Below are 19,259 nucleotides of genomic sequence, written 5' to 3' on the forward strand. Positions count from 1 at the left end.
CTGAGAATACAGGCGCTTTGCGTCGTCATCCGGCAAAAGGTTTTGCTCATCGCACAGAGGCGCTATGATAGCGCCTCTTTTTTTTGCGGATAACGATATGCGTGTTTTACTGGCGCCGATGGAAGGCGTACTTGATTCACTGGTGCGCGAACTTCTGACGGAAGTGAATGACTACGATCTTTGCATCACCGAATTTGTGCGCGTGGTGGATCAACTCTTGCCAGTAAAAGTCTTTCATCGACTCTGTCCCGAACTGCTCAACGGTAGCCGGACCCCATCCGGCACTTTAGTGCGCGTGCAACTGTTAGGGCAGTATCCCCAGTGGCTGGCGGAAAATGCCGCCCGCGCCGTGGAACTCGGTTCTTACGGTGTTGATCTTAACTGCGGGTGTCCGTCAAAAATGGTCAACGGCAGCGGCGGCGGTGCGACGCTGCTGCAGGATCCGGAACTCATCTATCAGGGCGCGAAAGCGCTGCGTGAAGCGGTGCCGGCGCATCTGCCGGTGACGGTGAAAGTGCGTCTGGGCTGGGACAGCGGCGACAAAAAGTTTGAGATTGCAGATGCCGCCCAGCAGGCCGGGGCGAGTGAACTGGTTGTACACGGGCGCACCAAAGAGCAGGGCTATAAAGCGGAACATATCAACTGGCAGGCGATTGGCGAAATTCGCGAACGACTGTCTATTCCGGTGGTTGCCAACGGTGAAATCTGGGACTGGCAAAGCGCCCAGGAATGCCTGGCCGTCAGTGGCTGTGACGCGGTGATGATTGGCCGCGGGGCATTAAACATTCCCAACCTCAGCCGGGTGGTGAAGTATAACGAGCCGCGAATGCCATGGCCGCAGGTTGTCGAACTGCTGAAAAAGTATACCCGTCTGGAAAAACAGGGCGACACCGGTTTATATCATGTCGCGCGTATTAAACAATGGCTGGGCTATTTGCGAAAAGAATATGAAGAAGCCACGGACGTTTTCCAGTCGATTCGCGCCTTAAATAATTCACCGGATATTGCCCGCGCGATCCAGTCGATTGAAATTTAATATTATTGAGCTGCATATATTCTGCTTGGATATATTTTGCCAGGTGTGACTTTTCATTGCTGAAGATGTTATGCCACGCGTAACTAAAAAAGCGCGCACAACAACGGGTAAGCTCCGCGCACCTTTTCTTATCAGAATATTTTAATGACTCGTTACTCTTTTCACGCGCTGAAAGCGGGCTTTCCGCTGGTTATTCTGCTCGCGGGATGTGCTCCCATGCATGACACTCAACAGACGCTGACTCAACAACTTCCCGCTTCTCACGTAGATTCGGCGCTGCCGCCAGCGTTGAAGAACGGGTGGCCCGGAAGCCAGTGGTGGCAGGATTATCATGACGCACAGTTGAACGAGTTAGTGAAGAACGCACTTTCCCGTTCTCCGGATATGCAGGTGGCGGAACAGCGAATCAGACTGGCCGAAGCGCAGGCTAAAGCCGTTGAAGCCCAGGACGGGCCGCAGGTCGATTTCTCCGCCAATGCCGAACGGCAGAAAATGTCCGCAGAAGGCATCATGGGGCCGTTTGCCCTGAACGATCCGGCCGCAGGCACGACGGGGCCGTGGTACACCAACGGTACGTTTGGCCTGACGGCCGGTTGGGATCTCGATTTATGGGGCAAGAACCGCGCGGAAGTGACCGCGCGCATCGGGGCGGTGAAAGCGCGGGAAGCCGAGCGAGAGCAAACCCGCCAACTGTTAGCCAGCGGCGTGACGCGGCTTTACTGGGAATGGCAGACCGAGGCGGCGCTGAGCAAACTGCTGACCCAAATTGAACGGGAACAGCGCAACATCATTGATAGCGATCGCCAGTTGTACAATAACGGCATCACCTCTTCGGTAGAAGGCGTGGAAACGGATATCGATGACAGTAAAACCCAGCAGCAGTTGAATGAGGTTGCCGGGAAGATGAAGGTGATTGAGGCGCGTCTGAGCGCGCTGACCAACACGCAGTCGGCGGCGCTGAAGCTGCATCCGGTGAGCCTGCCAAAAGTGGAAAGCCAGTTACCGACGCAGCTGGGCTACTCCTTACTGGCGCGCAGAGCGGATTTACAGGCGGCGCACTGGGTGATCGAATCGTCAATGAGCAGCGTGGAGGCGGCGAAGGCGGCGTTCTACCCCGACGTCAATCTGATGGCCTTTTTGCAACAGGATGCGCTGCATCTGAGCGATCTGTTCCGCCGTTCCGCCCAACAGATGGGCGTGACCGCGGGCCTGACGCTGCCGATCTTCGACAGTGGCAGACTGAATGCCAACCTTGATATCGCTCAGGCGCAGAACAATTTGTCGATCGCCCGTTATAACAAAGCTGTCGTTGATGCGGTGAACGATGTGGCGCGCACGGCCAGTCAGGTGGCGACGCTGATGCAGAAAAATCAGCATCAGCAGCAGATTGAACATGACGCCGATCGAGTGGTCAGCCTGGCGCAGGCGCGCTATAACGCCGGGATTATCGCAGGCTCTCTCGTTAGCAAGGCCAGAATTCCCGCGCTGCGCGAGCAGAGTAACGGACTGATTTTGCAGGGGCAGTGGCTGGATGCCTCCATCCAGCTTACCAGCGCGCTCGGCGGCGGTTACCATCATTCCTGATTATTTCGGTTGCTTCGTAGAGAGTTTCTATACTTAAGGCTCAGTTCTGTTGCAACCGGAGGATGATATGGCAAAAGCAGCAATCGTGACGGCTTCCAATTCAGGTATTGGCAAGGCGTGCGCCCTTCAGTTAGCGAAAGCGGGATTTGATATCGGCATCACCTGGCATTCAGACGAGCAGGGAGCGCGTGATACCGCCCGTGAGGTGGAAAGTCATGGCGTCCGGGCGGAGACCCTTCAACTGGACCTGAGCCAGCTGCCGCAGGGTGCACAGGCGCTGGAACATCTGATTGCGCGCTTTGGCCGGATCGATGTGCTGGTCAATAACGCGGGAACGATGAGCAAATCCGCATTCCTGGAGACCTCCTTTGACGACTGGCGGCAGATATTTACGGTCGATGTCGATGGGGCGTTTCTCTGCTCACAGTTGGCGGCCCGCCAGATGGTGAAGCAGGGACAGGGGGGGCGCATTATCAATATTACCTCGGTGCACGAACATACCCCGTTACCTGAGGCCAGCGCCTACACGGCGGCGAAACATGCTCTCGGCGGACTCACCAAAGCCATGGCGCTTGAGCTGGTCCGCCATAACATTCTGGTTAACGCTGTGGCGCCTGGGGCGATAGCCACGCCGATGAATGATATGGATGACAGTGACGTTAAGCCGGGAACCGAGCCGTCAATCCCGCTGGGAAGACCTGGGTCGACGCGGGAAATCGCCAGTCTGGTCGCCTGGCTGTGCTCGGAAGAGGCGGGTTATACCACCGGGCAATCGTTTATTGTGGATGGGGGATTTATGCTGGCCAATCCCCAGTTCAGGCCGGAATAACCCGCTTACCCCACCTGTTTACGGCTGCGGCGCTTCAACCACCAGCGAACGCCGATCACCAGCACCACTGCCAGAATCAGCCAGATCCAATGTTTGAGATGCTGATCGAGATGATGCAACCATGGCGCGACCACTTCACCTCCTGCATAACCCAGGGTGGTGAAGATCAGCGCCCAGACCAGCGCGCCAAGGATATTCAACGGTAAAAAAATCTTTGGAGGCAGATGGCTGGCGCCAATCAACAGCGGGCCAATCACGCGAAACCCGTACATAAAGCGGGTGCCGATCACGAACAGATACGGGCGACGCTGGATCATCTTCTGCGCCTGACGAATTTTGTCACGATGACGTGCAAAGCGGCGCAGGATCCTGCCACCAAAGCGGCGTCCCAGCAGATACAGTAACTGATCGCCTATCATGCCGCCTAAGGCCACGGCCACGACCACGAGGGGGAACTTGAGTAATCCCTGATGCGCCGCTACGCCCCCCAGCAGAGTAATGGTTTCGCCTTCCGCCAGACTTCCAACCACCAGCGCGGCATAACCGTATTGCGCAATAAGACTGTTTATATCCATACGTATGTATGACCTCCACAATGGTAAGCATACACCCTCTGAATTCGTGATGCTCAAAAAGGGCCATCAGGCGCGGCGGCATTTCTTTATCTGTACAATAAATAATCGAAAAGCTGAATTATACTTGAAGTGTTAGGTTCACAGCTGACAACAAGGGGGCGGTATGAACCATGTCTGGGGGCTGTTTTCTCATCCCAATCGTGAAATGCAGGTGATCAACAGCGAGAACGAAACGGTTTCGCATCACTACACCCACCATGTGCTTTTGATGGCGGCCATCCCGGTCATTTGTGCCTTCATTGGTACGACGCAAATCGGCTGGAATTTTGGCGACGGCACTGTCCTGAAGCTTTCTCTGTTTACGGGCCTGGTGCTGGCTGTTCTGTTCTATGCCGTGATGCTGGCGGGCGTGGCGATCATGGGGCGCGTGATCTGGTGGATGGCGCGGAGTTATCCGCAGCGTCCGTCTTTGACGCACTGTATGGTGTTTGCCGGTTATGTGGCGACGCCGCTGTTTCTTAGCGGTCTGGTGGCGCTGTATCCGCTGGTGTGGCTTTGCGCATTTGTCGGGACGGTAGCGTTGTTCTATACCGGCTATCTGCTCTATGTGGGCATTCCGACATTCCTGAATATCAATAAGGACGAAGGGCTGAGCTTCTCCAGTTCAACCCTGGCTATCGGCGTACTGGTACTGGAAGTGCTGCTGGCGCTGACCGTCATCCTCTGGGGATACGGCTATCGCTTGTTCTGATTATCGTGCTGCGTTGCTGGTGTAAAAGCCAGCAACGCAGCATTTCCTGACGATTCTCTTCTGGCGGCAAGGTCATTAGCTCGCTATGATTCCTCTGCTAGCCTGAGCCATCCTGACTTCGGCGGTGCGTGTCATCACGCGTGAATCATTTTCTGAAATCTCATCATGCTGAAATTCCGAGTTTCCATACTGAGCCTGGCGCTGATGCTGGCTGTGCCTTATGCGCCGCAAGCGCTGGCAAAAACGGCGGCGGCTGCCGCGGCGTCTCAACCTGAGATTGCCTCCGGTAGTGCGATGATCGTGGATCTGAACACCAATAAGGTGATCTATTCGAACCATCCGGACCTGGTGCGTCCGATTGCGTCGATAACCAAATTAATGACGGCGATGGTGGTGCTTGATGCACGGCTGCCGCTGAACGAAAAACTGAAAGTGGATATCAGCCAGACGCCAGAGATGAAAGGGATCTACTCTCGCGTGCGGCTGAACAGTGAAATCAGCCGTAAAGATATGTTACTGCTGGCGCTGATGTCCTCGGAAAACCGGGCCGCAGCAAGCCTGGCGCACCATTATCCGGGCGGCTATAACGCCTTTATTAAGGCGATGAACGCGAAGGCAAAAGCGCTGGGCATGACCCGGACGCGTTTTGTGGAACCAACCGGTTTGTCGATTCACAACGTGTCGACCGCGCGCGATCTCACCAAACTGCTGATCGCCAGCAAGCAGTATCCGCTGATTGGGCAACTGAGCACCACGCGTGAAGATATGGCGACCTTCGCCAACCCGGCGTATACGCTGCCGTTTCGCAATACCAACCATCTGGTGTATCGCGACAACTGGAATATTCAGCTCACTAAAACTGGTTTCACCAACGCCGCAGGGCATTGCCTGGTGATGCGCACGGTAATCAACAATAAACCGGTGGCGCTGGTGGTAATGGATGCATTCGGCAAGTACACCCATTTTGCCGATGCCAGTCGTTTACGCACGTGGATCGAAACCGGGAAAGTGATGCCGGTTCCGGCGGCGGCATTGAGCTATAAAAAGCAAAAAGCCGCACAGATGGCTGCAGCGGGCGGCAATGCGGGTGAGCAGACCGCGCAAAACGATTAATTACTCCGGCAGCGTCCAGTCACCTTCGTTGAGTGGGCGCTGCATAATCAACGTATCCCGCCAGTCTCCTTTCTTATACCCGACGCTACGCAATTGTCCGGCAATCTCGAAACCGTGTTTTTTATGCAACCGCAGCGACCCGGGGTTGTTATGCCCGTCGCCAATCACCGCCACCATCTGCCGCCATGGCCCTTCCTCGCAGCGGGTGATTAACGTCTGCATCAGCAGGCTGCCAATGCCGCGTCCGGTCATGCTGGCATCGACATAAATCGACTCTTCCAGGGTATAGCGATAGGCCGGGCGCGGGCGATATTGTGTGGCGTAGCAATAACCGACAACCACGCCGCGATAGAGCGCCACCAGCCACGGCAGACCATACTGCGCGACCGTACGCATACGTCGGCGCATCTCATCGATCGTCGGAGGCGTTTCTTCAAAAGAGGCGCGGCCATTCAACACATGCCACGCATATAACGAGGAGATCGCCTCTACGTCGTCGGGCAGCGCGTCGCGCACCGCAATATCGTTATCAGAAAGCGTATCGGCAACAGACATGGTTCTCACCTTTGCGAAGAAAACCGGAGTCCTCACGACTCCGGTACATCTGCTTACTTTTGCACGATATTTCGTGCAAATCCAGCCTGCGCCATTAAGCAGTTTACTGGAGTTAATCAGAAGAGGGGACTTTCCAGAATTTCTGCTTACTGGTCTTGCCTATTCCGGGATTCATACTGTTGGTCGGGTCATTTTCGCGATAAAAACGGGTCAGCGCGGGCGGTGCTTCATACAGATGCCCGACGTTATGCTCCGCCGGATATTGCGCACCGCGCTGTTGCAGCAGTTCCAGCATTTGCTCTTTCAGCGCGTGAGCATCCACGCCTTTCTTCACGATGTAATCCTGGTGGAAGACATAGCACATAAAGTGACCGTAATAGAGTTTATGTACCAGTTGGCTGTCGATTTCCGCCGGCAGATGTTCATACCATTCGGTGTCATTGCGGCGCAGGGCGATATCCAGCGCCAGAATATCCTCCACCTCATCGGCATGAACCGCCTGGTAGCGAATCGCCGCGCCAGCGGCTGCAAAGCGGTGCAGGAAAGCCTTGCTGCCTTCTTCCGGCGTGCAGGCAAAGAAGTCGCCTTCTGCGGTTTTAAAAAATTCCGTGAGCCAGTTTTGCGCTTCAGCGACGCCATCGCCCGCCATTTTTAACAGCAGATGATGTTCATATTTATCGCGCCAGCTTTTCATGCGCGGCGGCAGATGACTCGGGAACAGGTGACCAAACTTTTGCATCGCGCGGTCGGTAAAGTGCGGACGGAAGCATTTCACCTTTTCCAGCATCGCATCGGTGCGGCCCTTCAGCGTGAAGAAGAACGGCATTTTGTCGGTGCCGAGCTTGTCAATCATCAGGAAGGTGTCTTTGCCGTACTGTTCAGCAATGTCGTAGATATCGCGGTGCATGTATTCACCCGCGACCGGCAGATTGTCGAACGTCGACAGAATATGGCGACGGAGCGCTGTCAGCACCTCGGGTTGGTTGGTGCCAATGTAAAACACCTGCTGGTTTTTTTCCGCTTCAAAGGTGTCGAGACGCACGGCGAAGACCGCCAGTTTCCCGGCGCAGCCGGAGGACTCGAACAGGCGCTCCGGGTCAGCGTTATAGCGCGCGGGGGTGTCGGCATCAATGTCTCTGACGCGGGTGACGTAGTTGTGGTCATGCGCATGACGCCCGTCGTGGCGGACATTTTCCTCTTTGATCCGCTCATCGTCCAATTGACTCAGGATCTGCTCCGGCGTTTGCCCCAGATCGATCCCCAAATGGTTAACCAGTTGCAGCTTGCCGTTTTCATCAATGCGGGCAAACAGGGACATTTCGGTATACGCCGGGCCTCTTTGCACCAGCGAGCCACCGGAGTTATTACAGATCCCACCAATGACCGACGCGCCGATACATGATGAGCCAATCACCGAGTGCGGTTCACGCCCCAGGGGTTTCAGCGCTTTTTCCAGTGAGTACAGCGTGGTGCCTGGATACGCCAATACCTGCTCGCCTTTGCCCAACACGTGCAGTTTGTCGAGGCGCAGGGTGCTGATAATCACAATCTCGCGGTCATAGTCATTGCCGTTCGGCGTGGAACCTTCGGTCAGGCCGGTATTGGCGGCCTGCATCAGGATAATTTTATCGGCGTTGACGCAGGCGTTCAGCACGCGCCAGAGTTCCAGCAGCGATCCGGGAAAGACCACCGCCAGGGCGTCGCCCTGACCGGAACGGAAGCCCTTGCGATAGCGGGCGGTTTTAGCCGGTTCGGTAAGCAGGTGTGAATGTCCCACCAGACGGGCGAGCTCATTCAGGAAGGTTTTATTATCAGTTGTTGTAATGGAAGACATTTTCCACTCCTTGTGGTGGGACAAAATATCAGGTTCAAGCATAGCGCTTTGTATGACAATACGCTTTCTCATTCACGCTGTCTTTGAATTGGCGGCGTTGAAAATTAAGAGAATAACCTTAGCTTTCTGCCGCGCTGCCGTTTAGGCTTATGGCAAAATGCGGTTTTTGCTATATTTTCGCTGCCACGTCGGGCTTTAGAGGAAGAGAGAATCAACATGAAATGGCTATGTTCTGTAGGTGTCGCAGTTAGTCTGGCATTGCAACCCGCGCTGGCGGAGGAGCTGTTCGGAAACCATCCGCTGACGCCGGAAGCGCGGGACGCGTTTGTCACCCAGTTGCTGACGAAAATGACTGTCGATGAAAAGATTGGTCAGTTGCGTTTAATCAGCGTCGGCCCGGATAACCCGAAAGAAGCGATCCGCGAGATGATCAAAGACGGCCAGGTGGGGGCAATTTTTAACACCGTTACCCGTCAGGATATCCGCAAAATGCAGGATCAGGTGATGGAACTGAGCCGCCTGAAAATCCCTCTCTTTTTTGCCTACGACGTATTGCACGGCCAGCGTACCGTCTTCCCGATTAGCCTCGGACTGGCGTCCTCTTTTAACCTCGACGCGGTGAAAACCGTCGGACGCATCTCGGCGTATGAAGCCGCCGACGACGGCCTGAACATGACCTGGGCGCCGATGGTCGATGTCTCCCGCGATCCGCGCTGGGGACGCGCCTCGGAAGGCTTTGGCGAAGATACGTATCTGACCTCCATCATGGGAAAAACGATGGTGGAAGCGATGCAGGGCAAAAGCCCGGCGGATCGCTATTCGGTGATGACCAGCGTTAAGCACTTCGCCGCCTACGGCGCCGTGGAGGGCGGTAAAGAGTACAACACCGTCGACATGAGCCCGCAGCGCCTGTTTAACGACTACATGCCGCCGTACAAAGCCGGTCTGGATGCAGGTAGCGGCGCGGTGATGGTGGCGCTGAACTCATTGAACGGCACGCCAGCGACCTCTGATGCCTGGCTGCTGAAAGACATTCTGCGCGACAAGTGGGGCTTCAAAGGTATTACCGTTTCTGACCATGGTGCTATCAAAGAGCTGATTAAACACGGCACCGCCTCCGACCCGGAAGATGCCGTCCGCGTGGCGCTCAAGTCCGGCATTAACATGAGTATGAGCGACGAGTATTACAGCAAATATCTGCCAGGGCTGATCAAATCCGGCAAAGTGACGATGGCGGAGCTGGATGACGCGACGCGGCATGTACTCAACGTGAAATATGACATGGGGTTGTTTAACGATCCGTACAGCCATCTGGGGGCAAAAGAGTCTGATCCGGTGGATACCAACGCCGAAAGCCGTCTGCACCGGAAAGAGGCGCGTGAAGTGGCGCGTGAAAGTCTGGTGCTGTTGAAAAACCGCCTCGACACGCTGCCGCTGAAAAAATCGGGGACGATTGCGGTTGTTGGCCCGCTGGCGGACAGCAAACGCGACGTGATGGGCAGTTGGTCCGCCGCAGGCGTTGCCGATCAGTCCATCACGGTGCTGACCGGTATTAAAAATGCTCTCGGTACAAAGGGTAAAGTGGTGTACGCCCATGGGGCCAACGTCACTAACGATAAAGACATTGTCACCTTCCTCAATCAGTACGAAGAGGCGGTGAAGGTGGATCCACGTTCACCTCAGGAGATGATTGATGAAGCCGTCAAGGCGGCGAAGCAGTCTGACGTAGTTGTCGCCGTAGTGGGTGAGGCGCAGGGCATGGCGCATGAAGCGTCAAGCCGTACGGATATCACGCTGCCACAGAGCCAGCGCGATCTGATTGCGGCCCTGAAAGCGACCGGCAAACCGCTGGTGCTGGTGCTAATGAACGGTCGTCCGCTGGCGTTGGTGAAAGAAGATCAACAGGCCGATGCGATTCTGGAAACCTGGTTTGCCGGTACAGAAGGCGGCAACGCGATCGCCGACGTCCTGTTTGGCGACTACAACCCGTCGGGCAAACTGCCCATGTCTTTCCCGCGTTCGGTAGGGCAGATCCCGACCTATTACAGCCACCTCAACACCGGTCGTCCGTATAACGCCGACAAGCCGAACAAATACACCTCTCGCTACTTTGACGAAGCGAACGGTCCGCTCTATCCATTTGGTTATGGTCTGAGTTACACCACGTTTGACGTTTCTGACGTGACGCTCTCTGCGCCAACCCTGAAACGCGACGGCAGCGTGACGGCAAGTGTGAAGGTAACCAACACCGGTAAGCGTGAAGGTGAGACGGTGATCCAGCTGTATGTGCAGGACGTCACGGCTTCCCTGAGCCGCCCGGTGAAAGAGCTGAAAGGCTTTAAGAAAGTGAACCTGAAACCTGGTGAAACGCAAACCGTTAGTTTCCCGATTGATATCAATGCGTTGAAGTTCTGGAATCAGCAGATGAAGTTCGATGCCGAACCCGGCAAGTTCAACGTCTTTATCGGCGTCGATTCTGCCCGCGTGAAGCAGGGATCGTTTGAATTGCTGTAACGGTTACAGGGGGAACTGACCAATGGGTTCCCCCTTGTTGGTCCCGTGAAAAAACGGAAATGTCGGGTTAACCGAATACTTTTCGACTATGCTTTCCCCTCAAGTCGCTGAAAAAGTCGGCAAAAAGATGAGGAAAGCTTCATGACAATCTCAAAGATTTGGGCCGGTTCGCTGGCGCTGTTAGCGGCAGTGAGCTTACCCTTGCAGGCGGCGTCGCCGGTGAAGGTCGGTTCGAAAATTGACACCGAAGGCGCGCTGCTCGGCAACATCATTTTGCAGGTGCTGGAAAGCCACGGCGTCAAAACGGTCAATAAAGTCCAGTTAGGCACCACGCCGGTCGTGCGCGGCGCGATCACCTCAGGCGAACTGGATATCTACCCTGAATATACCGGTAACGGCGCATTCTTTTTCAAAGATGAAAGCGATCCGGCGTGGAAAAACGCACAAGCTGGCTTTGAGAAAGTCAAAAAACTCGATGCGGAGCAAAATAAGCTGGTCTGGTTAACGCCGGCGCCAGCTAATAATACCTGGACTATCGCGGTGCGCAGCGATGTCGCCGAAAAAAATAAACTCACCTCACTGGCCGATCTCGGGCGTTATCTGAAAGAGGGCGGTACTTTCAAACTGGCCGCCTCCGCTGAATTTATCGAGCGTGCAGACGCGCTGCCCGCTTTCGAAAAAGCCTACGATTTCAAACTCAGTCAGGATCAGTTGCTGTCGCTGGCAGGGGGTGACACCGCCGTGACCATCAAAGCGGCCGCGCAGCAAACGTCCGGCGTCAATGCCGCGATGGCCTACGGTACGGATGGTCCGGTCGCCGCGCTGGGGCTACAGACCTTAAGCGATCCTAAAGGCGTTCAGCCCATTTATGCGCCAGCGCCTGTGGTGCGTGAGGCGGTACTGAAGGAGTACCCGCAGATGGCGGAATGGCTGCAACCGGTGTTTGCCAGCCTCGATGAAAAAACGTTGCAACAACTTAATGCCAGCATTGCCGTTGAAGGGTTGGACGCCAAAAAAGTGGCGGCGGACTATCTGAAACAAAAGGGATGGGTGAAGTAAACGGACTGAAAAAGGTTGGGTGACGTGTCAAAAGTCAGTATTCAGCGCGTACTGTTGCTGCTGGTTATTCTTTCAGCCGCTGCTGTCGCGCTGCCGTTTGTGAACTATGCGCCGAATCGCCTGGTATCGGGAGAGGGACGCCAGCTCTGGACGCTCTGGCCAGGTTCGGTGTCGATGCTCACCGGCGCGGGTTGCGCCATGTTGACCTTGTGCTTTGTGCCGGGAAGAAAGGGGGCCGTGTGCACGCTGGTGGTGGCGCAACTGCTGGTGATCCTGATGTTGTGGAGCGTCGGCAAGGCGGCGACGTATCTGGCTGAAACCGGGACACCGCTGGCGCGAACCAGTGTGGGAAGCGGTCTGTGGCTGGGGCTTGCGCTCGGATTGCTGGCCTGCAGCGATGCCATCCGGCGGATCACCGCGCAACCTCTCTGGCGCTGGGTGTTACATACGCAGATAGCGATTGTTCCCCTCCTACTCCTGTTGACGGGAACGTTCGACGATCTCTCGTTACTCAAAGAGTACGCTAACCGCCAGGATGTCTTTGATGATGCACTGGCTCAACATTTGACGCTGTTGTCAGGTACCGTATTGCCCGCGCTGGTGATTGGCATTCCCCTCGGTATCGGATGTTATTTTTTCCCGTCCCGCCAGGGACCGGTGTTTACCGTCCTCAATGTGATCCAGACCGTTCCTTCCGTTGCCCTGTTTGGCTTGTTGATTGCGCCGCTTGCCGGACTGGTAAAAGCGTTCCCCTGGCTTGCCACGGTGGGCGTGGCGGGAACCGGTTTGACCCCGGCGTTGATCGCGCTGGTGCTGTATGCGCTTCTGCCGCTGGTTCGTGGCGTGGTGACCGGGCTGAATCAGGTTCCCCGTGATGTTCTGGAAAGCGCACGTGCGATGGGCATGAGCACCGCTCAGCGTTTCCTTCACGTGCAGTTGCCGCTGGCGTTGCCAGTCTTTTTACGTAGCCTGCGGGTGGTGATGGTACAGACCGTCGGGATGGCCGTCATTGCGGCGCTGATTGGCGCTGGCGGTTTTGGCGCGCTGGTGTTTCAGGGACTGCTCAGCAGTGCCGTGGATCTGGTGCTGCTGGGGGTGATCCCGGTTATCGCACTGGCGGTACTGATTGATGCGCTGTTTGATTTAGGGATCGCTCTGCTGAAGGTAACCCACCATGATTGAATTTAGCCACGTAAATAAAGCCTTTGGTGAGCACAACGCGGTTAGCAACCTGAACCTGCACATTCAGGAAGGCAGTTTCTCAGTGCTGATTGGAACCTCGGGCTCGGGGAAATCCACGACCCTGAAAATGATTAACCGACTGGTGGAGCATGACAGCGGCAGGATCCGCTTTGCAGGCGAAGAAATCCGCAGTCTGCCGGTGCTGGAACTGCGCCGACGGATGGGCTACGCGATTCAGTCGATTGGCCTGTTTCCGCACTGGACGGTGGCGCAGAACATCGCCACCGTGCCGCAACTGCTGAAGTGGCCGCGCAGAAAAATTGATGAGCGGGTGGCAGAATTAATGGCGCTGCTCGGGCTGGAAGAGGGATTGCGCGAGCGCTATCCGCACCAGCTTTCCGGTGGGCAGCAGCAGCGCGTGGGCGTGGCGCGGGCGCTGGCCGCCGATCCGCAGGTGCTGTTAATGGATGAACCGTTTGGCGCGCTGGATCCGGTCACGCGTGGGGCGTTGCAGCAAGAGATGACCCGCATCCACCGTTTGCTGGGGCGAACCATTGTGCTGGTGACGCACGACATTGATGAAGCGCTGCGACTGGCGGAGCATCTGGTGCTGATGGACGGCGGCGAGATAGTCCAGCAAGGGACACCGTTGGCGATGCTGACGGCCCCGACGAATGATTTTGTGCAACAGTTTTTCGGTCGCAGTGAACTGGGGGTGCGACTGCTGTCACTGCGCACCGTGGCGGACTATGTTCGCCGGGATGAGCGCATTGACGGAGAGGCGCTGACGGAAGCGATGACGCTGCGCGATGCGCTTTCAGCGTTTGTCGCGCACGGCCGCGATGTGTTACCGGTGGTCAACCGGCAGGGCATGGTTTGCGGGACACTGCATTTTCGCGATCTGCTATCGGAGACGCTGACGCATGAAACGACTGCGTGACCCGCTGCTCTGGCTGATCGCACTTTTCCTGCTGATGCTGGCAGGTTTACCGCACAGTCAGGCGATTTTCGCCAGCCTGTTTCCCGAACTTCCACGTCCGGTCTATCAGCAGGAGAGCTTTCTCGCGCTGGCGCTGGCCCATTTCTGGCTGGTGGCCGTGTCGAGCCTGTTTGCGGTGGTGATTGGTGTCGGCGCCGGGATTGTGGTGACCCGACCATGGGGAAGAGAGTTTCGTCCGCTGGTGGAGACCATTGCCGCCGTTGGACAAACCTTCCCGCCCGTCGCGGTATTGGCGATTGCGGTGCCGGTGATGGGGTTTGGTCAGCAACCGGCCATTATTGCGTTGATTCTGTACGGCGTGTTACCCATCCTCCAGGCGACGCTGGCGGGGATAGGATCGATCCCGGAAAGTGTGCGCAGCATTGCCAGTGGCATGGGGATGAGTCCGGGACAACAGTTACGCAAGGTTGAGCTGCCGCTGGCGGCACCGGTGATTCTGGCAGGTGTGCGAACGTCGGTGATTATCAATATTGGCACTGCGACTATCGCGTCGACGGTAGGGGCCAGCACGCTCGGTACACCGATTATCATTGGTCTGAGCGGGTTCAATACGGCGTATGTCATTCAGGGGGCGTTGCTGGTTGCGCTGGCGGCGATCATCGTAGACCGCCTGTTCGAACGGTTAGTGCAGCACCTTAGCCGGCACGCAAAATGAAGGTATAGCCTGCAAGCATCACGCCGCCAATACCGCCGATGGCCATGAGTAAAAAGAGGGTGATGACACCGATTTTTGCTACGCTCATGATGTTCTCCTTATGTTAACCCAGAGATTATACAGAGAAGCGTAGCTGTTAATGAATCATTAAATGCCAAGCGGGTAAATATCGTGCCCTTCCGCACGCCAGGCATTCAGTTGCTGTTGCTGCGCCGATGTTTGATTTTCACCGCACCACACCAGTAAGGTGCGCCCTTCGAACAGGTCCGGGCGAAACTGGCTCAGCGAATGGGCCAGTACGTCAACCCGCCATCCCTGCTGACTGGCGACCCAGCCTTCCAGCCACAAACGCGTGGTATCGTGAATATTCCAGCCCACCACCAGCGCATCTTTCCCCTGTTTTTTTCTGGCTGAGGCGAGGCAAATGGCGACGTAGTTGATCAGTACGCCATCAAGGATCCCCAGTAGTGCCAGTAGCGTCGGCTGTTGGCACTGCAATCGTCGACGTAGCGGAAGAAAAAGATGGGTGGTCAGCGTTTGCGCGGGGAAATCCTGGCCACGCTCTTTCAGCCAGACCCGCAGGTTGTGCAGATTGTTGTTTTGCAGATAGTGCAACAGGATTTCCTGTTGTTCACGCCAGCCGTTTTGCAGGTCTACGTTCTCATTGCTCAACAGCATTTTGACTTTGCTGACCTGCACCCCGTTATCTATCCAGTGCTTGATTTCGCGGATCCTGTCGATATCCGAATCATTGAACAGGCGATGCCCCCCGTCGGTACGCTGGGGTTTCAATAATCCATAACGCCGTTGCCACGCGCGAAGCGTAACGGGGTTAATATCACAAAGCAAAGCCACTTCACCTATGGTGTAAAGCGCCATTATTTTATCCTTGCTCGCGAGGTCCCAGTCTAACTTTAGTCGCTCTTTTTCGAACCAGGTAGTTTTGTCTGTTTTTTGTTCAGGTGAGGGGGGGGGTTTATCAGTACACCGGTACTTTTTGTGTGATATCCCTTACTAATTTCTCATTTTATGCAACAGTTCAAAGACAGATCCCGCGAGTCGATGTATGTTACGCGGTTTTAGTTGATGTGTGGTCTGCAGGTATGTACGAGTTTAATCTGGTGTTGCTGCTGCTTCAGCAGATGTGCGTGTTTTTGGTTATCGCATGGCTGATGAGTAAAACTCGTTTATTCATACCATTGATGCAGGTAACCGTTCGTTTGCCGCACAAACTGCTGTGCTACGTAACCTTCTCCATTTTCTGTATCCTCGGCACCTATTTCGGTCTGCATATTGACGACTCTATCGCCAACACACGGGCAATTGGCGCGGTGATGGGCGGTCTGCTTGGCGGGCCGGTCGTGGGTGGACTGGTGGGGCTGACCGGGGGTCTGCACCGCTACTCAATGGGCGGCATGACGGCGCTCAGTTGTATGATCTCCACCATCGTGGAAGGATTGCTGGGTGGTCTGGTGCACAGCGTGCTGACGCGGCGGGGACGCACGGATAAAGTCTTTAATCCGCTGACGGCCGGGGCGATCACATTTGTCGCCGAAATGGTACAGATGCTGATCATTTTGCTGATAGCCCGGCCGTTTGACGATGCTTACCGACTGGTCAGCAATATCGCCGCTCCCATGATGGTCACCAACACCGTCGGTGCGGCGCTGTTTATGCGTATTTTGCTCGACAAGCGGGCGATGTTTGAAAAATATACCTCTGCGTTTTCCGCTACTGCGCTGAAAGTGGCGGCCTCCACCGAGGGGATCTTGCGCCAGGGATTCAACGAAGTGAACAGCATGAAGGTGGCGCAGGTGCTGTACAAAGAACTCGATATCGGCGCGGTGGCAATTACTGACCGCGAGCGGCTGTTAGCCTTTACCGGGATTGGCGACGACCATCACCTGCCGGGCAGGCCGATCTCCTCCGGTTACACGCTGCGGGCCATCGAGACGGGCGAGGTGGTTTACGCTGACGGCAACGAAGTGCCGTATCGCTGCTCACTGCATCCACAGTGCAAGCTCGGTTCTACGCTGGTCATTCCCTTACGCGGAGAAAACCAACGGGTGATGGGCACCATCAAACTCTATGAAGCGAAAAACCGGTTGTTCAGTTCCATTAACCGAACGCTGGGTGAGGGGATTGCGCAGCTACTTTCCGCGCAGATCCTTGCTGGACAATATGAACGTCAGAAAGCGATGTTGACGCAGTCAGAAATTAAGCTGCTGCATGCGCAGGTCAATCCGCATTTTCTGTTTAATGCGCTCAACACCATCAAAGCGGTGGTGCGCCGCGACAGTGAACAGGCGAGCCAACTGGTACAGGATCTCTCTACCTTTTTCCGTAAGAACTTAAAGCGCCCGTCGGAGATCGTCACACTGGCCGACGAAATTGAGCACGTGAATGCCTATCTGCAAATCGAGAAAGCGCGATTCCAGTCGCGGTTGCAGGTGAGTTTAAACGTGCCGGATGCGCTGGCGCATCAACAGTTGCCAGCCTTCACCCTGCAACCCATAGTCGAAAACGCCATTAAGCATGGGACATCGCAACTGCTGGGGACGGGGGAGGTGTCCATCACCGCCCGTCAGGAAGGGCAGTATTTGATGCTGGATATTGAAGATAACGCCGGGTTGTATCAGCCCTCCGCGAACGTCAGCGGTCTGGGCATGAATCTGGTGGATAAACGCCTGCGTGAACGGTTTGGCGATGATTATGGTATTAGCGTCGTCTGCGAACCGGATTGCTTTACCCGAATAACCCTACGACTGCCCCTGGAGGAGACGCATGATTAAAGTGCTGATTGTGGATGATGAACCGTTAGCGCGGGAAAATCTGCGGATCCTGTTACAGGAACAAAGTGATATCGAGATCGTTGGCGAGTGCGCCAACGCCGTGGAAGCGATTGGCGCGGTGCATCGACTGCATCCGGACGTGCTGTTTCTGGATATTCAAATGCCGCGTATCAGCGGGCTGGAAATGGTGGGTATGCTCGACCCGGAGCATCGGCCGTATATTGTTTTTCTGACCGCTTTTGACGAATACGCAATTAAAGCCTTTGAAGAACACGCTTTTGATTATCTGCTTAAACCGATAGAAGAGGCGCGGCTGGAGAAAACCCTTAGCCGCCTGCGCCAGGAGCGGAGCAAACAGGACGTATCGGTATTGCCGGAAAACCAACAGTCGCTGAAGTTTATCCCCTGTAGCGGCCATAGCCGGATCTATCTGCTGCAAATGGATGATGTCGCTTTCGTCAGCAGTCGCATGAGCGGTGTTTATGTCACCAGCAGCGACGGCAAAGAAGGCTTTACTGAACTGACGCTCAGAACGCTGGAAAGCCGCACGCCATTGCTGCGCTGTCATCGACAATATCTGGTTAACATGGCGCAGTTACAGGAAATTCGTCTGGAAGATAACGGTCAGGCGGAACTGATACTGCGTAATGGGTTAACTGTTCCGGTCAGTCGCCGCTATCTGAAAAGTTTGAAAGAGGCGATTGGCCTGTAAAACTGATACACTGCGCGCCATTGCATTATCGACAGTTGAAGGCTCTATGCTAAGTAACGATATTCTTCGTAGCCTGCGCTACGCCCTGAAAGCCAATAATAACGACATGGTGCGCATTCTTGCGCTGGCCGACATGGAATCCACCTCTGCGGGTTTCGACACCTGGATGACCAGGGAAGATGAAGAGGGGTTTGTCCGCTGCCCGGATATTATCCTCTCCGGATTCCTGAACGGCCTGATTTACGAGAAGCGCGGCAAAGATGAGTCTGCGCCTGAACTGGCGCTTGAGCGTCGGGTGAACAACAATACGGTGCTGAAAAAGCTGCGTATCGCTTTTTCACTGAAAACGGATGATATTCAGGCGATTATGACCCAGCAGAACGTTCGCGTTTCAATGCCGGAAATCACCGCCATGATGCGTTCTCCGGATCATAAAAACTACCGCGAGTGTGGTGATCAGTTTATGCGTTATTTCCTGCGCGGATTGACGGCGCGTCTGCACGGCAATAAAGGCTGATAGAAAGCGACGACCCGGCTGGATGCCAGGTCGTCGTCGTTTGATTATTTCACTTCCTTAAAGCCAGCGGTTTCCAGCATTTTCTGGCTCTGTTTCATGCTAATGCCGTTGCTTGGGTCACCCGAGAATTGCGTACCCATCACGCCCTGCAGCTTTTTAAAGTCAACTTTTTCCATGTCAACAGAAACGGATTCTTCCGCGTAGCCATCCTTATAGGTCAGCTTTTCTTCCACGCCAGGAATGTTTTGATATTTTTCGCTGATCGGATCGAGGATTTTCGCCGCATCTTCTTTGGTTTTTACCCCGATAGAGGCATAGTTGATTTTGTTCTCTGAGGTCTGCTTAATGACTTTGTCACCCTTGTAGGTATAGGTCATTACGATCTCAGTGCCATTGACGTCCGCTTTGAATGTTTTGCTTTCTTCCTTGTCACCACATCCTGCCAGAGAGAAAACGAGAACTGACGCAAAAACGACCGAAAAAAACGTATTTAATGCTTTCATGTAAAACTCCATTTTATTAAACGTCTGGTGCTCAAAAATAAACCTTGC

Annotated in this window: 19 protein-coding genes; 13 read left to right on the top strand and 6 right to left on the bottom strand. The window is 55.1% G+C overall.

What is annotated here, in order from left to right:
* Positions 1-97 precede the first annotated feature (97 nt).
* The 3 genes from dusC to AB7E14_RS02545 all read left to right on the top strand — a co-directional run bounded on the left by dusC (position 98) and on the right by AB7E14_RS02545 (position 3,449).
* A complete protein-coding gene (gene dusC, locus AB7E14_RS02535; RefSeq protein WP_428169309.1) occupies positions 98-1,036 on the top strand; it encodes a tRNA dihydrouridine(16) synthase DusC in 939 nt (312 codons plus the stop codon).
* A 144-nt stretch (positions 1,037-1,180) separates the two neighbouring features.
* Entirely contained in the window at positions 1,181-2,620 is a 1,440-nt protein-coding gene (mdtQ, locus tag AB7E14_RS02540; RefSeq protein ID WP_044326529.1) for a multidrug resistance outer membrane protein MdtQ, read from the top strand.
* A gap of 67 nt (positions 2,621-2,687) precedes the next feature.
* Positions 2,688-3,449: an SDR family oxidoreductase gene (locus AB7E14_RS02545; protein ID WP_316962514.1), complete on the top strand. Its 762-nt coding sequence runs from the start codon at positions 2,688-2,690 to the stop codon at positions 3,447-3,449.
* A gap of 5 nt (positions 3,450-3,454) precedes the next feature.
* Here the strand turns inward: AB7E14_RS02545 and AB7E14_RS02550 are convergent, their stop codons facing one another.
* Positions 3,455-4,024 (bottom strand): DedA family protein, encoded by a 570-nt coding sequence (locus AB7E14_RS02550; protein WP_043000141.1) that lies wholly within the window; start codon positions 4,022-4,024, stop codon positions 3,455-3,457.
* 163 nt (positions 4,025-4,187) lie between these two features.
* On the opposite strand from AB7E14_RS02550, the gene AB7E14_RS02555 reads away from it, so the two are divergent.
* Complete coding sequence (locus tag AB7E14_RS02555; protein WP_043000142.1) at positions 4,188-4,775, top strand: Yip1 family protein; 588 nt, start codon at positions 4,188-4,190, stop codon at positions 4,773-4,775.
* A gap of 165 nt (positions 4,776-4,940) precedes the next feature.
* Positions 4,941-5,888: a D-alanyl-D-alanine endopeptidase gene (gene pbpG, locus AB7E14_RS02560; RefSeq protein ID WP_099433303.1), complete on the top strand. Its 948-nt coding sequence runs from the start codon at positions 4,941-4,943 to the stop codon at positions 5,886-5,888.
* Here pbpG and AB7E14_RS02565 read toward each other — a convergent pair whose 3' ends face one another.
* Positions 5,889-6,443 carry a GNAT family N-acetyltransferase gene (locus tag AB7E14_RS02565; RefSeq protein WP_043000144.1) on the bottom strand — a complete coding sequence of 185 codons (555 nt, stop codon included), beginning with the start codon at positions 6,441-6,443 and terminating at the stop codon, positions 5,889-5,891.
* Between the two features lie 112 nt (positions 6,444-6,555).
* Positions 6,556-8,277, bottom strand: coding sequence for a D-lactate dehydrogenase (dld, locus tag AB7E14_RS02570; protein WP_316962515.1), 1,722 nt, complete (start codon positions 8,275-8,277; stop codon positions 6,556-6,558).
* Positions 8,278-8,493: 216 nt separating this feature from the next.
* Here dld and bglX point away from each other — a divergent pair, with 216 nt between their 5' ends.
* From bglX to AB7E14_RS02595, 5 genes are all read left to right on the top strand, one after another.
* Entirely contained in the window at positions 8,494-10,791 is a 2,298-nt protein-coding gene (bglX, locus tag AB7E14_RS02575) for a beta-glucosidase BglX (RefSeq protein WP_043000146.1), read from the top strand.
* 141 nt (positions 10,792-10,932) lie between these two features.
* Positions 10,933-11,850 carry a glycine betaine ABC transporter substrate-binding protein OsmF gene (gene osmF, locus AB7E14_RS02580; protein WP_044266125.1) on the top strand — a complete coding sequence of 306 codons (918 nt, stop codon included), beginning with the start codon at positions 10,933-10,935 and terminating at the stop codon, positions 11,848-11,850.
* A 15-nt stretch (positions 11,851-11,865) separates the two neighbouring features.
* Positions 11,866-13,032: an ABC transporter permease gene (locus tag AB7E14_RS02585; RefSeq protein ID WP_316962516.1), complete on the top strand. Its 1,167-nt coding sequence runs from the start codon at positions 11,866-11,868 to the stop codon at positions 13,030-13,032.
* A complete protein-coding gene (locus tag AB7E14_RS02590; protein ID WP_044258667.1) occupies positions 13,025-13,972 on the top strand; it encodes an ABC transporter ATP-binding protein in 948 nt (315 codons plus the stop codon). The genes AB7E14_RS02585 and AB7E14_RS02590 overlap by 8 nt, the downstream gene beginning before the upstream one ends.
* Complete coding sequence (locus tag AB7E14_RS02595; protein ID WP_043000150.1) at positions 13,956-14,687, top strand: ABC transporter permease; 732 nt, start codon at positions 13,956-13,958, stop codon at positions 14,685-14,687. The genes AB7E14_RS02590 and AB7E14_RS02595 overlap by 17 nt, the downstream gene beginning before the upstream one ends.
* Here AB7E14_RS02595 and AB7E14_RS02600 read toward each other — a convergent pair.
* Together AB7E14_RS02600 and mlrA are read right to left on the bottom strand one after the other, a co-directional pair.
* Entirely contained in the window at positions 14,668-14,775 is a 108-nt protein-coding gene (locus tag AB7E14_RS02600) for a protein YohO (RefSeq protein ID WP_042318015.1), read from the bottom strand. The genes AB7E14_RS02595 and AB7E14_RS02600 overlap by 20 nt on opposite strands.
* Positions 14,776-14,834: 59 nt before the next feature.
* A complete protein-coding gene (gene mlrA, locus AB7E14_RS02605; RefSeq protein ID WP_043000151.1) occupies positions 14,835-15,566 on the bottom strand; it encodes an HTH-type transcriptional regulator MlrA in 732 nt (243 codons plus the stop codon).
* A gap of 224 nt (positions 15,567-15,790) precedes the next feature.
* On the opposite strand from mlrA, the gene AB7E14_RS02610 reads away from it, so the two are divergent.
* The 3 genes from AB7E14_RS02610 to AB7E14_RS02620 are packed head-to-tail and all read left to right on the top strand — an operon-like array spanning position 15,791 to position 18,708.
* Entirely contained in the window at positions 15,791-17,479 is a 1,689-nt protein-coding gene (locus AB7E14_RS02610) for a sensor histidine kinase (RefSeq protein WP_043000152.1), read from the top strand.
* On the top strand, positions 17,472-18,191 hold the full coding sequence (gene btsR, locus AB7E14_RS02615; protein ID WP_043000153.1) for a two-component system response regulator BtsR: 720 nt from the start codon (positions 17,472-17,474) through the stop codon (positions 18,189-18,191). Before AB7E14_RS02610 ends, btsR begins: the two co-directional genes overlap by 8 nt.
* A 46-nt stretch (positions 18,192-18,237) precedes the next feature.
* Positions 18,238-18,708 carry a DUF1456 family protein gene (locus AB7E14_RS02620; RefSeq protein ID WP_043001885.1) on the top strand — a complete coding sequence of 157 codons (471 nt, stop codon included), beginning with the start codon at positions 18,238-18,240 and terminating at the stop codon, positions 18,706-18,708.
* A gap of 44 nt (positions 18,709-18,752) precedes the next feature.
* On the opposite strand, the gene AB7E14_RS02625 is transcribed toward AB7E14_RS02620, so the two are convergent.
* The gene (locus tag AB7E14_RS02625; RefSeq protein WP_428169310.1) at positions 18,753-19,211 is read right to left on the bottom strand and encodes a YehR family lipoprotein; all 459 of its coding nucleotides are present in this window, start codon (positions 19,209-19,211) and stop codon (positions 18,753-18,755) included.
* Positions 19,212-19,259 lie beyond the last annotated feature (48 nt).

Origin of the sequence: Citrobacter sp., assembly GCF_050252275.1 — a bacterium.
GTDB lineage: Bacteria > Pseudomonadota > Gammaproteobacteria > Enterobacterales > Enterobacteriaceae > Citrobacter_A > Citrobacter_A amalonaticus.

What these genes read in the sequence shown, in the direction of transcription:
- mdtQ (WP_044326529.1), top strand. Translation starts at nt 1,181, where the DNA reads ATGACTCGTTACTCTTTTCACGCGCTGAAAGCGGGCTTTCCGCTGGTT.
- AB7E14_RS02595 (WP_043000150.1), top strand. Translation starts at nt 13,956, where the DNA reads ATGAAACGACTGCGTGACCCGCTGCTCTGGCTGATCGCACTTTTCCTG.
- osmF (WP_044266125.1), top strand. Translation starts at nt 10,933, where the DNA reads ATGACAATCTCAAAGATTTGGGCCGGTTCGCTGGCGCTGTTAGCGGCA.
- bglX (WP_043000146.1), top strand. Translation starts at nt 8,494, where the DNA reads ATGAAATGGCTATGTTCTGTAGGTGTCGCAGTTAGTCTGGCATTGCAA.
- dld (WP_316962515.1), bottom strand. Translation starts at nt 8,277, where the DNA reads ATGTCTTCCATTACAACAACTGATAATAAAACCTTCCTGAATGAGCTC.
- AB7E14_RS02565 (WP_043000144.1), bottom strand. Translation starts at nt 6,443, where the DNA reads ATGTCTGTTGCCGATACGCTTTCTGATAACGATATTGCGGTGCGCGAC.
- pbpG (WP_099433303.1), top strand. Translation starts at nt 4,941, where the DNA reads ATGCTGAAATTCCGAGTTTCCATACTGAGCCTGGCGCTGATGCTGGCT.
- mlrA (WP_043000151.1), bottom strand. Translation starts at nt 15,566, where the DNA reads ATGGCGCTTTACACCATAGGTGAAGTGGCTTTGCTTTGTGATATTAAC.
- AB7E14_RS02550 (WP_043000141.1), bottom strand. Translation starts at nt 4,024, where the DNA reads ATGGATATAAACAGTCTTATTGCGCAATACGGTTATGCCGCGCTGGTG.
- AB7E14_RS02620 (WP_043001885.1), top strand. Translation starts at nt 18,238, where the DNA reads ATGCTAAGTAACGATATTCTTCGTAGCCTGCGCTACGCCCTGAAAGCC.
- AB7E14_RS02600 (WP_042318015.1), bottom strand. Translation starts at nt 14,775, where the DNA reads ATGAGCGTAGCAAAAATCGGTGTCATCACCCTCTTTTTACTCATGGCC.
- AB7E14_RS02590 (WP_044258667.1), top strand. Translation starts at nt 13,025, where the DNA reads ATGATTGAATTTAGCCACGTAAATAAAGCCTTTGGTGAGCACAACGCG.
- AB7E14_RS02625 (WP_428169310.1), bottom strand. Translation starts at nt 19,211, where the DNA reads ATGAAAGCATTAAATACGTTTTTTTCGGTCGTTTTTGCGTCAGTTCTC.
- btsR (WP_043000153.1), top strand. Translation starts at nt 17,472, where the DNA reads ATGATTAAAGTGCTGATTGTGGATGATGAACCGTTAGCGCGGGAAAAT.
- AB7E14_RS02610 (WP_043000152.1), top strand. Translation starts at nt 15,791, where the DNA reads ATGTACGAGTTTAATCTGGTGTTGCTGCTGCTTCAGCAGATGTGCGTG.
- AB7E14_RS02555 (WP_043000142.1), top strand. Translation starts at nt 4,188, where the DNA reads ATGAACCATGTCTGGGGGCTGTTTTCTCATCCCAATCGTGAAATGCAG.
- dusC (WP_428169309.1), top strand. Translation starts at nt 98, where the DNA reads ATGCGTGTTTTACTGGCGCCGATGGAAGGCGTACTTGATTCACTGGTG.
- AB7E14_RS02545 (WP_316962514.1), top strand. Translation starts at nt 2,688, where the DNA reads ATGGCAAAAGCAGCAATCGTGACGGCTTCCAATTCAGGTATTGGCAAG.